This is a genomic window from Flavobacterium hibisci, assembly GCF_020026925.1.
Classification (GTDB): Bacteria; Bacteroidota; Bacteroidia; order Flavobacteriales; family Flavobacteriaceae; genus Flavobacterium; species Flavobacterium hibisci.
The window spans coordinates 32,079-46,056 of the sequence record NZ_JAIQDW010000014.1 but is presented as its reverse complement, the minus strand read 5'-3'; the positions used below and the strand labels follow the sequence as shown (position 1 = coordinate 46,056).

General features: G+C 32.5%; 14 protein-coding genes and 1 tRNA gene. 7 read left to right on the top strand and 8 right to left on the bottom strand.

From position 1 onward, the window contains the following. The first annotated feature begins 2 nt into the window (after positions 1 to 2). Positions 3 to 1,400 (top strand): glycosyl hydrolase family 8, encoded by a 1,398-nt coding sequence (locus K8B81_RS14605; protein WP_223682315.1) that lies wholly within the window; start codon positions 3 to 5, stop codon positions 1,398 to 1,400. Positions 1,401 to 1,456: 56 nt separating this feature from the next. Here the strand turns inward: K8B81_RS14605 and K8B81_RS14600 are convergent, their stop codons facing one another. Then, entirely contained in the window at positions 1,457 to 2,104 is a 648-nt protein-coding gene (locus tag K8B81_RS14600; RefSeq protein ID WP_223682314.1) for a hypothetical protein, read from the bottom strand. 149 nt (positions 2,105 to 2,253) lie between these two features. After that, complete coding sequence (locus tag K8B81_RS14595) at positions 2,254 to 4,377, bottom strand: Tex family protein (RefSeq protein ID WP_223682313.1); 2,124 nt, start codon at positions 4,375 to 4,377, stop codon at positions 2,254 to 2,256. Positions 4,378 to 4,485: 108 nt separating this feature from the next. Between K8B81_RS14595 and K8B81_RS14590 the strand changes: the two genes are divergently transcribed. Further along, on the top strand, positions 4,486 to 4,755 hold the full coding sequence (locus K8B81_RS14590) for a DUF1294 domain-containing protein (protein WP_223682312.1): 270 nt from the start codon (positions 4,486 to 4,488) through the stop codon (positions 4,753 to 4,755). 151 nt (positions 4,756 to 4,906) lie between these two features. Here the strand turns inward: K8B81_RS14590 and rpiB are convergent, their stop codons facing one another. Then, positions 4,907 to 5,338 (bottom strand): ribose 5-phosphate isomerase B, encoded by a 432-nt coding sequence (gene rpiB, locus K8B81_RS14585; protein WP_223682311.1) that lies wholly within the window; start codon positions 5,336 to 5,338, stop codon positions 4,907 to 4,909. A 392-nt stretch (positions 5,339 to 5,730) separates the two neighbouring features. Between rpiB and K8B81_RS14580 the strand changes: the two genes are divergently transcribed. Then, positions 5,731 to 5,922: a hypothetical protein gene (locus K8B81_RS14580; RefSeq protein ID WP_223682310.1), complete on the top strand. Its 192-nt coding sequence runs from the start codon at positions 5,731 to 5,733 to the stop codon at positions 5,920 to 5,922. A gap of 190 nt (positions 5,923 to 6,112) precedes the next feature. On the opposite strand, the gene K8B81_RS14575 is transcribed toward K8B81_RS14580, so the two are convergent. Next, the gene (locus K8B81_RS14575; protein ID WP_223682309.1) at positions 6,113 to 6,346 is read right to left on the bottom strand and encodes a DUF2007 domain-containing protein; all 234 of its coding nucleotides are present in this window, start codon (positions 6,344 to 6,346) and stop codon (positions 6,113 to 6,115) included. 140 nt (positions 6,347 to 6,486) lie between these two features. Between K8B81_RS14575 and rnr the strand changes: the two genes are divergently transcribed. Genes rnr through K8B81_RS14560 form a run of 3 tightly spaced genes read left to right on the top strand, consistent with a single transcriptional unit; the run spans position 6,487 to position 10,046 of the window. After that, positions 6,487 to 8,667, top strand: coding sequence for a ribonuclease R (gene rnr, locus K8B81_RS14570; protein WP_223682308.1), 2,181 nt, complete (start codon positions 6,487 to 6,489; stop codon positions 8,665 to 8,667). 26 nt (positions 8,668 to 8,693) lie between these two features. After that, positions 8,694 to 9,362, top strand: coding sequence for a head GIN domain-containing protein (locus K8B81_RS14565; protein ID WP_223682307.1), 669 nt, complete (start codon positions 8,694 to 8,696; stop codon positions 9,360 to 9,362). A 6-nt stretch (positions 9,363 to 9,368) separates the two neighbouring features. Continuing rightward, positions 9,369 to 10,046: a LysE family translocator gene (locus tag K8B81_RS14560; protein WP_223682306.1), complete on the top strand. Its 678-nt coding sequence runs from the start codon at positions 9,369 to 9,371 to the stop codon at positions 10,044 to 10,046. A 431-nt stretch (positions 10,047 to 10,477) separates the two neighbouring features. Here the strand turns inward: K8B81_RS14560 and K8B81_RS14555 are convergent. The 4 genes from K8B81_RS14555 to K8B81_RS14540 form a co-directional block, all read right to left on the bottom strand. Beyond that, positions 10,478 to 10,548 (bottom strand) — tRNA-Cys (locus K8B81_RS14555). Positions 10,549 to 10,642: 94 nt separating this feature from the next. Beyond that, the gene (gene folB, locus K8B81_RS14550) at positions 10,643 to 11,002 is read right to left on the bottom strand and encodes a dihydroneopterin aldolase (protein WP_223682305.1); all 360 of its coding nucleotides are present in this window, start codon (positions 11,000 to 11,002) and stop codon (positions 10,643 to 10,645) included. Between the two features lie 2 nt (positions 11,003 to 11,004). Continuing rightward, entirely contained in the window at positions 11,005 to 11,304 is a 300-nt protein-coding gene (locus K8B81_RS14545) for a type II toxin-antitoxin system RelE/ParE family toxin (RefSeq protein ID WP_223682304.1), read from the bottom strand. Next, on the bottom strand, positions 11,294 to 11,512 hold the full coding sequence (locus tag K8B81_RS14540) for a hypothetical protein (RefSeq protein ID WP_223682303.1): 219 nt from the start codon (positions 11,510 to 11,512) through the stop codon (positions 11,294 to 11,296). The genes K8B81_RS14545 and K8B81_RS14540 overlap by 11 nt, the downstream gene beginning before the upstream one ends. A 140-nt stretch (positions 11,513 to 11,652) precedes the next feature. On the opposite strand from K8B81_RS14540, the gene K8B81_RS14535 reads away from it, so the two are divergent. Continuing rightward, entirely contained in the window at positions 11,653 to 13,767 is a 2,115-nt protein-coding gene (locus K8B81_RS14535; RefSeq protein ID WP_223682302.1) for a glutamine--tRNA ligase/YqeY domain fusion protein, read from the top strand. Positions 13,768 to 13,978: the final 211 nt, after the last annotated feature.

Here is a 13,978-nt window from a genome sequence, read left to right as displayed (position 1 = left end):
ATATGAAAAACCTATTTCTATTGGTGACTATTTTTCTATGTTATGAAAATTATTCACAAACAAAACCCTTCCCTGCCAATATTGTTTTTAATAATGGCTTAATGGCAACGAATAAAAATAGTCTGGATGCCTCTGATAATTATAATACATGGAAATCCAATTTTACAGAAGCCTGTTCGAATGGAAGATGGAGAGTAAAATTTAATTCTTCGGAAACGGTTTCAGAAGGTATTGCCTACGGAATGCTACTTAGCGTTTACAAAGGCGATAAAGATCTTTTTGATGGACTATGGCTCTACTATAAAGAAAATGTAAATGCCAACGGCGTTATGAACTGGAAAATTAACGGCTGCTCAGTAATTACTGGTCAAAATGGCGCAACCGATGCCGAACTCGACGCCGCTTTTGCCCTTATCGTTGCCGATTATCAATGGGGAAGCACCGGAACAATCAATTATAAAAATGATGCTAAAACTTTAATTACTGCCATTAAGACCCATGAGATAGAAGCTAATACTTTTGTGCTAAAACCTGGGGATGCTTTTGGCGGAAGCTCAATTACCAATCCTTCCTATTTTTCTCCTGCTTATTATAGAGCTTTCGGAGCTTTTACTAATGATACTGCTTTTTGGAATGCTGTTGCTTCCAAGTCTTATGTTATCATCAATAATAATTTAACTGTAAATAACGCTGTTGGCGGGTTAGTTTCTGACTGGTGTGAAGCTTCAGGAAGTTATTCAGCAGAAGCGCAGTCCAGAGGCTATGTAAATGCAGGTAAGACTTACAACTACGATGCAGTCAGAACACCATGGAGAATTGCAGTTGATTATTTGTGGTACGGAACTCCGGAAGCCAAAACGTATTCCAAAAAGTCCTCAGATTTTGTTAGAATAACTCTTGGTGGAACAGCCAATATTAAAGATGGTTATAACCAAAATGGAACGCTAATCGGACAATGGCACAATGCTCCTTTTGTTGGTGCTTTTGCATGCGCAGCAATGGCTGGAGAAAATCAGGCTCATTTAGATGCTTCTTATGCTGATTTAAAAAGTACAGACGAGCCAGGTAATTACTTTAATCACACATTAAAAACATTGTATTCGTTTTTATTAACTGGTAATTTTTATTTACCGCCAAGCGCCACTTTATCCGATGGTGATTTCGATATTGAAAAATCTACTGTTTCACTTTATCCAAATCCAAGTGCAGATAAATTTACTGTTTTTGCTCCTGAAAATTCATTAATTACAGTTTTCTCTCCGCAGGGAAACCTTATTTCAGAACAAAAAGCATCTTCTGAAAATACTGAGATTAATTTAGCTAATCATTCTTCTGGATTGTATCTCATAAAAATTACAAACGATAACAAAACTGTCACCAAAAAAGTGATATTAAAATAAACTAAAAACTCCCAAACTACGAATTGTAATTTGGGAGTTTTTTTATTATCGATGTTCTACTTACATTTATTTCTTTCGAAAAGAGAAATCAGCTGCTCTAATGCTGTTTTGGTTTTAAAATCTTCTTTTTCGATAGCAGCGATAAGTTTCGGACATCCTGCAAAAGCTTCTTTAGACATTTTTTTAATGTTGGAACCTGTTTGTGTATGAACGGCAATCCCTGCACTTGACTTTAAAAAACCAAAATATAGTTCATCCCCTTTTTTCTTTCCAAAATAATAAGTTGTATCACCAAACTGTCCTGAAGTTTTACCTTTTGAAGGATTGTATTGCATCGTTCCTGCAAAATCTACACAACCCACTTTTATGTCTCTGTCATAAATAATGTAAAACCATTTTTTCTCCTTTGATTTCGAAAACTTTCCGGTAAAAGCATTTGCTGAAGTTAAATATAATTTTTCGGCCAAAAACTCATTGCCATCATCATCTGTAAACTCGATTTTTTTGATGTCAGCACTTGCAATCTTTTCTTTCTTGGCTTTTTCATCTATTTTAAAAATCACTTTAGAATCACCGCTTTCAACCATTTCGGCTAAACCGGTTTTTTTGGTTCCGTCTTCCATGTATAAAATTGCTTTATTAAATTTTGCATGGGCAAGCATCGAAAATAGAAAGGCAACTGTAATTAAAATGTTTTTTTTCATGATTTGGGGATTTAATGATTTCTTACAAATATATAGTATTGGGAAGAATTATTTTAAAAAGAAAACTCCCAAATTACAGTTGTAGTTTGGGAGTTTCTTTATCTAATGATTCCAGTTTTTGGAATTTGGAATTTAAAAATTGGAATTTGCTACAAAACCATCGTCAACTGAATCCTTTTTCTATCTTCATCAACCTCAGTCACCTTTACATCCACATGCTGATGTAGTTTTACCACTTCGTTCACATCACTTACAAAACCGGCTTTCAATTGCGAAATATGAACTAAACCGCTTTCTTTGATTCCGATATCAACAAAACAGCCGAAGTTGGTAATGTTGTTCACAATTCCGGGAAGGATCATTCCGGTTTTCAAATCTTTGATTGATTTTACATTTGCATCAAATTCAAAAACCTTTGCCGACTTTCTTGGGTCCAATCCTGGCTTTTCAAGCTCTTTTATGATGTCTTTTAGTGTGAGTAAACCAATTTCAGGTGTAATATAGTTTTCGGCCTTAATAAGTGCTGTTTTCTCTTTGTTTGCAATTAAGTCGTTTACCGAAAGTTTCAAATCTTTCGCCATCTTTTCGACAACCGGATACGCTTCCGGATGTACTGCCGAATTATCCAGCGGATTTTTAGCATTTGCAATTCTAATAAATGCCGCTCCCTGCTGATATGCCTTATCGCCCAAACGAGGGACTTTTTTCAATTGTTTTCTGTCTTCAAAAGGTCCATTTTCAGAACGGTATTGAACAATGTTTTCTGCTAGCTTCTCTCCTATTCCACTTACATAACTCAACAAATGTTTACTGGCTGTGTTGATATTGATTCCAACCGAGTTTACGCAGCGAATTACAGTGTTGTCAAGCTCTTCTTTTAGTTTAGTCTGGTCAACATCATGCTGGTACTGCCCTACTCCAATCGCTTTTGGGTCTATTTTTACCAATTCGGCCAAAGGATCTGAAAGTCTTCTTCCGATTGAAACCGAACCACGAACGGTCACATCATAATTAGGAAACTCTTCTCTCGCAATTTTGGATGCTGAGTAAACCGAAGCTCCAGCCTCAGAAACAATAAAAACCTGAATCGGTTTGTCGAACGCAATTTTTTTGATGAAAAATTCGGTTTCTCTCGAAGCCGTTCCGTTTCCAATAGAAATAGCATCAATTTTATACGAATTTACCATCGAACGGATTTTTTTGATCGCCATGGTTTCCTCGTTTTGAGGCGCGTGCGGATAAATCGTTTCATTGTGTAATAAATCGCCTTTTTCGTCCAGACAAACTACTTTACAGCCGCTTCTAAAGCCCGGATCAATTGCCAAAATCCTTTTTTCTCCTAACGGCGGAGCCAATAACAACTGTCCTAAATTGTTAGCAAAAACCTGAATTGAATTCGCATCAGCCTTTGCTTTTGCTTCCTGCAGCGTTTCATTTCCAATAGCCGGATTTAGTAAACGTTTATAACTGTCTTCAATCGCCAGTTGTAGATGTGCCGTTGTGCTGTTTTGTTTTTTAATGATGATTTCGTCAATAACATCATACGCATCATCAATATCAACATCAATTTTCATTTTAACAAAACCTTCATTTTCAGCACGAAGCATAGCTAATAATCGGTGTGAAGGCGTTTTGCTTAAAGGCTCTTCCCAATCAAAATACTGACTGAATTTTTGTGCTCCTTCTTCCTCTGCTTTCTTTTTAACGACTTTTGTAGCAATAGTCGCTTTTCGCTGAAACAGTCTGCGAAGCTGTTTACGGACATATATATTTTCATTGATCCATTCGGCAACAATATCCCTTGCGCCCTGCATGGCTGCTTCTTCATTAATTACATTTTCATTGATATATTGTGTCGAAATAAAATCGACATCTACATCACTTTCTGACATAATAATTTTTGCCAGAGGTTCCAATCCAAATTCACGGGCAACATCAGCTTTTGTTTTTTTCTTCTTTTTGTATGGAAGGTAGAAATCTTCAATCTCTTGTAAATCAAAACTGTCTTCTATTTTTTTCTTCAAATCAGGTGTAAGCGCTTTTTGTTCTTCGATAGATTTTAAAACAGCTTCTTTACGTTTAATCAGTGTGTCGTAATCCTTTTGCAATTTTGCAATCTGCTCAATTACGGTCTCATCAAGGTTTCCGGTTGTGTCTTTTCGGTAACGCGAAATAAACGGAATCGTACAGTCTTCCTCTAATAATTTTACCGTGTTTTGAATGTTAATCGCTGCTGTTTGGACAGATCTGGCAATAAATTGAATGTTGGTCATTGTATGAATGAGATAATGTGTCAATTTGAAAATTAGATAATCTTTCGCATTTGTAAAATGGATTAATTATATCGCTAAAATAATATCTTTGTTTTGAATTTTAAGTTTATGGAAGTTTTATTACTGTATTTTTTATTTATAAATGTCTTAGTTTTTATTTTCGCCGGATATGATAAGTTTCAAGCCAGAAAAAATAATCGACGAATTCCTGAAAATACTTTGTTTCTGATGGCTTTTATCGGTGGTTCGCCAAGTTTATTAACCGCAATGTTATTATTCAGACATAAAACGAGTAAAATTTCTTTTATTGTAAAGTTTGCTGTGATTTTAATAATTCAGACTGTTTTTATAATTGCCCTTTTAGATTATAAAAAGTAGATATTAACATTGTTGATAACTCAAAAAAAGTATTTTATTTAAATTTTAATAATCTGAATTATAATTGCTTAAATAAAAAACCGGACAAATTTAAAAATCGGCCCGGTGTGCTTATAATAGGTGCGAAGCACCGAATTTTTTTTTGACTTGTTTACGAACAAGCTATTTTATTCACTCTGTTTTGATGTCTTCCACCTTCAAATTCAGTACTAAGAAAAGTTTCAACCATTTCTACTGCTTGTGGAATTGATGTAAAACGCGCCGGAATACTGATAATATTGGCATCATTATGCAAACGAACTAAAACCGCAATTTCTTTTGTCCAGCATAAACCGGCTCTCACTTTCGGGTGTTTATTAACCGTCATGGCAATTCCATTTCCGCTGCCGCAGATCACGATTCCAAAATCAGCTTTTCCTTCAGATACATCATTGGCAACCGGATGACCAAAATCCGGATAATCAACTGAATCTTCAGAATCTGTTCCGTAATTGGTTACTTCATATCCTTTTGCTTTAAGCATTGCTACAATAGCTTTCTTGTACTCTGGTCCTGCGTGATCGTTTCCTATCGAAATTTTCATTTTAAATACTATTAAGTTGTGTTTGTGCAAATTTACTCAATAATTAAATGTTCTCTATAAATAAGAGTAATTTTCACTATTTTTTTGTTTATTGACAGAAAATTGTGGTTCGAATATGTTGCTTAAAATGTAATATAAAAACATAATTGCAATTATCTAAATTTCAAACCTTTATCAGTTATCAACATTTTTAATAAATATATAAAATACTGATATTCAATAAATAAAGATCATTTTTTTTGTTAAATTTTTATAGTGTTAATAAGAGTTCTTAATTCGTTGATATTCAGTTAACTTTAAATTAACAGGAAATGTTGATAAGTTGAGATAGAAAATTAGAAGTTTTTTTTGGTTGTGTCAAAAAAATACTTAATCCAAAACTGAAATCAAAAATGCAAGAAAAGTTTCAGGAATTTTTAGAAAAGTTATCAATATTAAAAATGCCATTTTCAACACAAATGAACCTATCAACTTATTTACAAAATGAATCAAATTTTGGTTGTCAACCGTTGTTAATTAAAATTCAAAAAGGCTTAAAAATTAATATTTTAACTACAAATAACTATGTTGATAACTCCCAATAACTAAAAGAAACTTCATTTCAATACTTTTAAAAATAAATTTATTCGACATATTAACACACTATAATAACCATCAATTTTTTTTAAATTTTTAAAAATCTTTTTTGTTGTATTTAATATATGTTGAAAACTAAAAAAGTTGAAAATGAAAAATTTTATTTTTAAAATGAATTTTTGTTTGAATTGAATTGTCTCAAACGATTTTAAGCGGATTATTGAGATTGTCCAGAATTCGCTGAACTTGTACAAAATCGTTCGGATGAACCTTAAGTTTGATTCCGCCTAGAGCTGTAGTGTAAAAAGGTACGACTGAAAGTGTCATTTCGTTTTCGAAAAAATAAGGGATATCTTCCTGCTCCAGTAAATGTTTGAGAACTACCGTCTCGTATTCAAAATTAAATATGGCAATTGTTTTAAAGCTTTCCATAAAAGGTATTTTTATAAAGATACGAAATTTAAAAATGTCTAAAAATCTGCTTTTTAAAGTTATAATTTTAATAATTCTAAATCTTAAAATCTGTTATCTGATATCTTATTTGTAATTTTAAACCTTATAAGAAAAGATATATGAGTAAGAAAATTAGAAAACCGATAAAAAATGAGAAAGATTTCTCAGGAAAAATACTGAAGATTTTATCGAAAAGCCCTAATAAAGCATTTAATTACAAACAGATAGCAGCAAAGCTTGAACTTGATGATACAAAAAGCAGAAACCAGATCATAAAAGATTTAAAAATAATGGCTGGTTCAAAAAAAATTATCGAATCGGAGCCAGGAAAATATTTAGTAAAAGCTGAAAGCCAGGATTATTACGAAGGAACTATTGATATGACAAGCCGTAAAACAGCTTATTTTATTTGTGAAGATTTTGCAGAAGACGTTTTTATTCCGACCAATAATCTGAATCGTGCATTAGATAAAGATAAAGTCAAAGTTTATGTTTATAACCGTAGAAAGGGAAAACGTCCTGAAGGTGAAGTAATTGAAGTTGTTGAAAGAAATAAAACAGAATTCGTGGGAGTAATTGACATTCAGCCCAATTTTGCTTTTGTTTCGACTGCAAATCCTAAAATGTACACGGATATTTTTATTCCGAAAGACAAAATGGGAGAGGCAGAAAATGGAGATGTTGTTTTAGTGAATATTGAAGACTGGCCAAAAAGAGCTGATAGCCCGTTTGGATCTGTCATTAAAGTTTTAGGAAAACCCGGTGAACACAATACAGAGATTCATGCTATTTTAGCTGAATATGGTTTGCCATCAGATTTTCCGGTAGAAGTAGAGGTGTATGCTCAAAAAATAGACACTTCGATTCAGCAATCTGAGATTGCAAAACGTCGTGATATGCGTGACACGCTTACCTTTACCATTGATCCAAAAGATGCTAAAGATTTTGATGATGCCTTGTCTTTCAAAAAGTTAGAAAACGGAAATTACGAAATTGGTGTTCATATTGCTGATGTTTCGTATTATCTGGAAGAAGGAACAATTCTGGATGATGAAGCCTATCAAAGAGCAACTTCAGTTTATTTGGTCGATAGGGTAGTACCAATGCTTCCTGAAGTATTGTCTAATTTTGCCTGTTCACTTCGTCCGCATGAAGAAAAATATACATTCTCTGCCGTTTTTGAAGTTTCGCCAACCGCACAAGTTATTAACCAATGGTTTGGAAGAACTGTAATTTACTCCGATCAGCGTTTTGCTTACGAAGAAGCACAATATATTATTGAAACCAAAGACAATACTATTCCATTGGAAACTTCCATCACTGGTGAATCTTATGTTGTTTCAGATGAAATTGTTGAAGCAACTTTAAAATTAGATGAATTAGCTAAAATTTTAAGAAAGAAAAGAATGCAGAATGGTGCGATTTCTTTTGATAAAGTAGAAGTAAAATTCAATCTTGATGCTGAAGGTGAACCAGAAGGTGTTTATTTTAAAGTTTCTAAAGATGCCAATCATCTGATTGAAGAATTTATGCTTTTAGCGAATAGAAAAGTCGCGGAATACATTGGTAAACAAAAGAAAACCTTTGTGTACAGAATCCATGATGAACCAAATGAAGATAAACTGATTGCTATGCAGCAGGTGATTTCGAAGTTTGGTTATAAAATTGACTTTAGAAATAAGGGCGATATTTCAAAATCACTGAACGCTTTGATGGAAGAAGTGAATGGTAAAAAAGAGCAAAATTTAATTGATACGCTGGCTATTCGAAGTATGAGTAAAGCTAAATATTCGACTGATAATATTGGTCACTATGGTTTAGCTTTTGATTATTACAGCCATTTTACATCGCCAATTCGTCGTTATCCGGACGTTATGGTGCATCGTTTACTGCAGTATTATCTGGATGGAGGTGCTTCTGTAGACGAAGAAACGTACGAAACCAAATGCCTCCATTGTTCGAACATGGAAAGCTTAGCAACCAATGCTGAACGTGACAGTATCAAATACATGCAGGTTAAATACATGCAGGATCATCAGGATGAAGAATTCCTTGGTGTTATCTCTGGTGTTACGGAATGGGGAATTTATGTTGAAATTGTTTCTAATAAATGTGAAGGAATGGTAAGAATCAGAGAAATCAAAGATGATTATTATACTTTCGATGAAAAGCAATATGCACTTGTTGGAGCTACTTCAGACAGTATATTGCAATTAGGGGACGAAATTTACGTTAAAGTAAAAAATGCAGATTTAGTTAAAAAACAACTGGATTTTCATTTTTTACGAAGAGCGGAATAAGTTGTTAAATTTAAAAATTTAAAGAAATGAAAAAATTAATTATAATTGCAGTTGTTTTATTTTTCCAAATGTCCTTTGGTCAGGTTACCAAAACATTAGGAGATTTTGATACCGTTAAAGTTTATGATAAATTACATGTAAAATTAGTTCAGTCATCTGAAAATAAATTGGTTATAAAAGGAGCAAGGGAAGCAGAATTAGAAGCTGTTAATAAAAATGGTATTCTAAAAATAAGAATGCCATTTCCAAAACTTTTGTCCGGCGAGGATTTAGAAGTTACTTTGTATTACAAACATATTGAGCTTATTGATGTTAATGAAGGAGCAATTGTTACAAGTTCAGAAACTATAAAAGCAACAAGTTTTAAAGTAAGTGCCCAGGAAGGTGGAAAAATTAATGTAGATTTGGAGGTTGAAAAACTTAAGGTAAGTTCAGTTTCCGGAGGAGAAATTACTTTAGCCGGGAAAGCTTCGAACCAGGTGGCAAGTTTAGGTGCAGGAGGTTATTTATTAGCAAGTAAATTAGAAACCTCTCAGACCACAGTAAGCGTTTCTGCGGGAGGAAAAGCTGATGTAAATGCATCAACACTTGTTGATGCAAAAGTAAGCGCAGGAGGCTCTATTTACATTTATGGGAAACCTAAACAAATTAACCAAAAAACAGTTTTTGGAGGTAAAATAGAAGAAGTAAAATAATATTGAATGATAAATGATATTCTGGCTGGGCTGCCATGGGGACTTGTTCTGAGCTTTATGGTGGGTCCGGTATTTTTTGTTTTATTGGAAACCAGTATTACCAAAGGTTTTAGATCAGCAATTGTCTTTGATCTTGGAGTGGTATTAGGTGATATTTTTTTTATAGCAATTGCCTATTTAGGAAGTTACAGGTTAATTTCAAGTTTAAAGGATGATCCTGCTCTTTTTATTTTTGGCGGTATCATTATGTTGTCTTATGGTATTATTTCATTTTTAAAATTAAAAAAAGTAGAAAAAATCAATGATGAAGAAATTGATCGGGATATTTTAAAAAGAAATTATGGCAGTTTATTTGTAAAAGGCTTTTTACTGAACGTTATTAACATTGGAGTTCTTGGTTTCTGGCTTGCAGTCATCATTTCTGTCGGACCAAAATTACAAATGCAGACTCCAAGAATGATGACTTTTTTTACTTCTGTAATTATTACTTATTTATTAGTTGATTGTCTAAAAATAGTATTGGCCAAACAATTAAAAACTAAAATGACACCAACAAACATCCTAAAAATTAAAAAAGGTATCAGCATTGTTTTAATGGTTTTTGGAGTAGTATTAATTACCCAGGGATGGTTTCCAAAAGAAAAAGAAATGGTAAAAAATGCTTTTGAAAGAATAGAAAAGTAGTTTTAATAACTCAATTATATATTTAAAACCCTGATTTTCAGAGGTTTTTTTGTATTTATAAGTGTGCTGTAGAACTTTGTCAAAGTTAGCATTAAGTTTGTCATTTCGACGAAGGAGAAATCTCCATAAGTAACTCCGTTCCAATTGATTTACTTTGTAGAGCTTCTTGTGGAGATTTCTCCTTCGTCGAAATGACAAGATTGCGGAAAAAATTAGATATAAAAAACTTTAAATTGACTTTTAATGTTTAGAAGCATTGTCCGGATTCGAACCCATACCTTTAATTAATTTTTCCTAAAAATTATGCATAAAATAAACCTTCAAATTGCTTTTAATGTTTAGAAGTATTGTCCGGATTCGAACCCATATCTTTAATTAATTTTTTCTAAAAATTAGACAAAAAAAACCTTCAAATTGCTTTGAAGGTTTTGAGGCATCGTCCGGATTCGAACCGGAGTAGGAGCTTTTGCAGAGCCCAGCCTAGCCGCTCGGCCACGACGCCATTGCTTGAACGGATGTCAAAAGTAACTAAAATCTTTAAAATTCAAAAGTTTCGAATAAACTATTTTAAAAAAATACGGTTTTAACCTAAAGAATTACTTTCTGATTTCCGTCATTTTTATGGTAACTGATTCAACATCACCACCAATAGGAGGATTTATCTTTGAAACCCAAACTGTCGTTTTTTCTACTGATTGTATCTCTTCCAATATGCGATTATTGATTCTTTTGGCTACATGTTCTAATAAATGCGAACGAATTGCCATTTCCTCAGTAACAATTTTATTCAAATGTACATAATCGACTGTATCAGTTAGATCATCTGTTTCTGCTGATTGCTGGAAATTGGTTTTAATTTTTAAGTCAACAGTGTAATCAGATCCTATTTTTCCTTCTTCAATCATACATCCATGATAAGAAAAAGTACGGATGTTTTTAAGTTTTATAACTCCCATTTTTATAGTTTTATTCTAGTATTTTCTGGATTTTGATAGTTACAAGTTACGGCTTGAATATGAACAATTTTTTCCAATTCATCAACTGTAAAGTGTATAGTATAAGGAAATTTCTTTAAAGATAAAGTACGAACAACATTATATTTTTCCTCAAAAAAAGGAAAATTATAGAGGGTTTTTAAATGGTCATTATAATCTAAAAGAAATTTTTCTCCTAAACCTTTACCAATATTTTCATAGTATAAAAGAGCTTCTTCAATTTCTAAATCGGCTCTTTTTACTATTAAAACTTTAAAAGCCATATTTCTTTTTTAAATTTTCTAAAGCTTCATTAGCATCAATATAATCTTCGGGCTTAGTATTTTTTATACGCTCCAAAACCATTTCTTGCTGCCATAAAGGAATTTCATTTTCCACCTTTTCATCTATAGAAACTTCAGGAACATGCTTAAAAAAACTAATAAAAGTTTCGTAAAAATCGTCTGGAATTGTAACAGTTAATTGTCTCATAATTCTCAATATTTATACAAAAATACTAAATAAATTAATCTGGGGTTTTAGCTTTAACGTTTCATGTTTTGTGTGACTTAATAACTTTAAACCTGAAACCTGAAACCTTTTTTTTATCTTTGCTAAAATTACTATAAATAATGGCATCAGAAGATAAATCACTCAATTTTATTGAACAAATCATAGAAGAAGATCTTAAATCAGGTCTTTCAAATTCTAAATTACGTTTTCGTTTTCCACCTGAACCAAACGGTTATTTACACATTGGTCACGCAAGTTCTATTGCTTTGAATTTTGGTTTAGGAATTGATTATCAGTCACCTGTAAATTTACGTTTTGACGATACAAATCCGGAAAAAGAAGAACAGGAATTTGTTGATGCTATTAAAAAAGACGTAGAATGGTTAGGATATACCTGGGCAGAAGAATGTTATGCTTCAGATTATTTTCAACAGCTGTACGATTGGGCCGTTTTATTAATTAAAAAAGATAAGGCGTATGTTGACAGTCAGACTTCTGAAGAAATGGCTGCTCAAAAAGGAACCCCTACAACTGTAGGAACTGATAGTCCATATAGAAATCGTTCTGTTGAAGAAAATTTAGATTTGTTCGAAAGAATGAAAAATGGTGAATTTGAAGCTGGTACACATATTCTTCGTGCTAAAATTGACATGAAATCAACTAACATGTTGATGCGTGATCCTATCATGTACAGGATTTTACACAAACATCACCACAGAACCGGAGATACTTGGAAAATCTATCCAATGTACGATTGGGCACATGGACAAAGTGATTATTTAGAAGCTATTTCACATTCGTTTTGTACGCTTGAATTTTTGCCTCATCGCGAATTATACGATTGGTTTTTAGATCAGATTATAGATGAAAACAGAATACGTCCTAAGCAAAGAGAATTTGCCAGACGTAATCTTTCGCATACTGTTGTTAGTAAAAGAAAATTGCAGCAACTCGTTAAGGAAAAGCATGTTAACGGTTGGGATGATCCAAGAATGTCAACTATTTCCGGATTAAGAAGACGTGGTTATACAGCTGCTTCATTACGTAATTTTGCGAACACAATTGGTATTGCAAAACGTGATAATTTGATCAATGTATCCGTTTTAGAATTCTGTATTCGTGAAGATCTGAACAAAATTGCACCTCGTGTAATGGCTGTTTTAGATCCTGTAAAATTGGTAATTACCAACTATCCTGAAGGAAAAGAGGAGTGGTTGGAAGCCGAAAATAATCAGGAAGATGAAAATGCAGGTTTCAGAAAAGTGCCTTTTTCACGTGAATTATACATTGAAAGAGAAGACTTTTTAGAAGAAGCTCCAGCTAAATATTTCCGTTTGACTCTCGGAAAAGAAGTACGTCTTAAAAATGCGTATATTATTAAAGGTGAATCAGTTATAAAAGATGCTGAAGGCAATATTACTGAAATACATGTAACGTATGATACCGATTCTTTAAGCGGAAGCGGAACAGAAGCAAGCCAGAGAAAAGTATCCGGAACCTTACATTGGGTTTCTATCCAACATGCTTTGGAAGCAGAAGTTCGTTTGTACGATCGTTTGTTTACAGATGAAGCTCCGGACAGTTATAAAGAGAAAAATTTCTTAGATTTTGTGAATCCAAATTCATTAGAAATCGTAACTGGATATGTTGAACCAAGTTTAGCAACAGCTCAAAATGAAGATAAATTCCAATTTCAGCGTTTGGGTTATTTTACTGTTGATAAAGACTCAACTGCTTCAAAATTAGTATTTAATAAAACAGTTGGACTAAAAGATGCCTGGGAAGAAAAAGGTAAAAAAGAAGAAAACAGCATCAATAATTCTTTAAAAGAAATCAACAAATATTTTAAAGTTGAAACTAAACAGGAACGTATTGCAATTGAAAGTGCGATAGGGGAGAACATCGCAACTATTTCAAGTTTTTCTTTATTACAAAATTCATTAAAGAAGAATATCAACAATAATAAAGCTTCACTTTTATTTTCTCAATTTTTATTGAAATATTCAAACTGGAAATCTACAGATTTTGAAGAAGATGATATCAAGAAATTATATACGATGTCTCTGAGAAGTGAATCGACTTACGTCAGATCAAAAGCACTTTTGAATTTAAGAGATATTGAAAATTCAGATTTCAAAAATCAATTTGAAGATGATATTTTGAAATTATATTCAAATCCTCCAAAATCTGCTTCAGAAAGAGAAATCGAAATTCTTTCTGAAATGATGAAGTAATAAAATCAATATTATTTATTAAAAGCGCTTTTATAAGTGCTTTTTTTATTATTTATTTTTTCTATTAAAACTAAATATTTTATAATTTTTATAAATTAAAATTGACTTTCATAAATTGATTTTAAGACGTTTTTAAAATACTTCCGATTCATTATATCATCTTTTTAAAAATCTTTTAAGATTGAGCTTTATTTTAATTTTGAACTATATT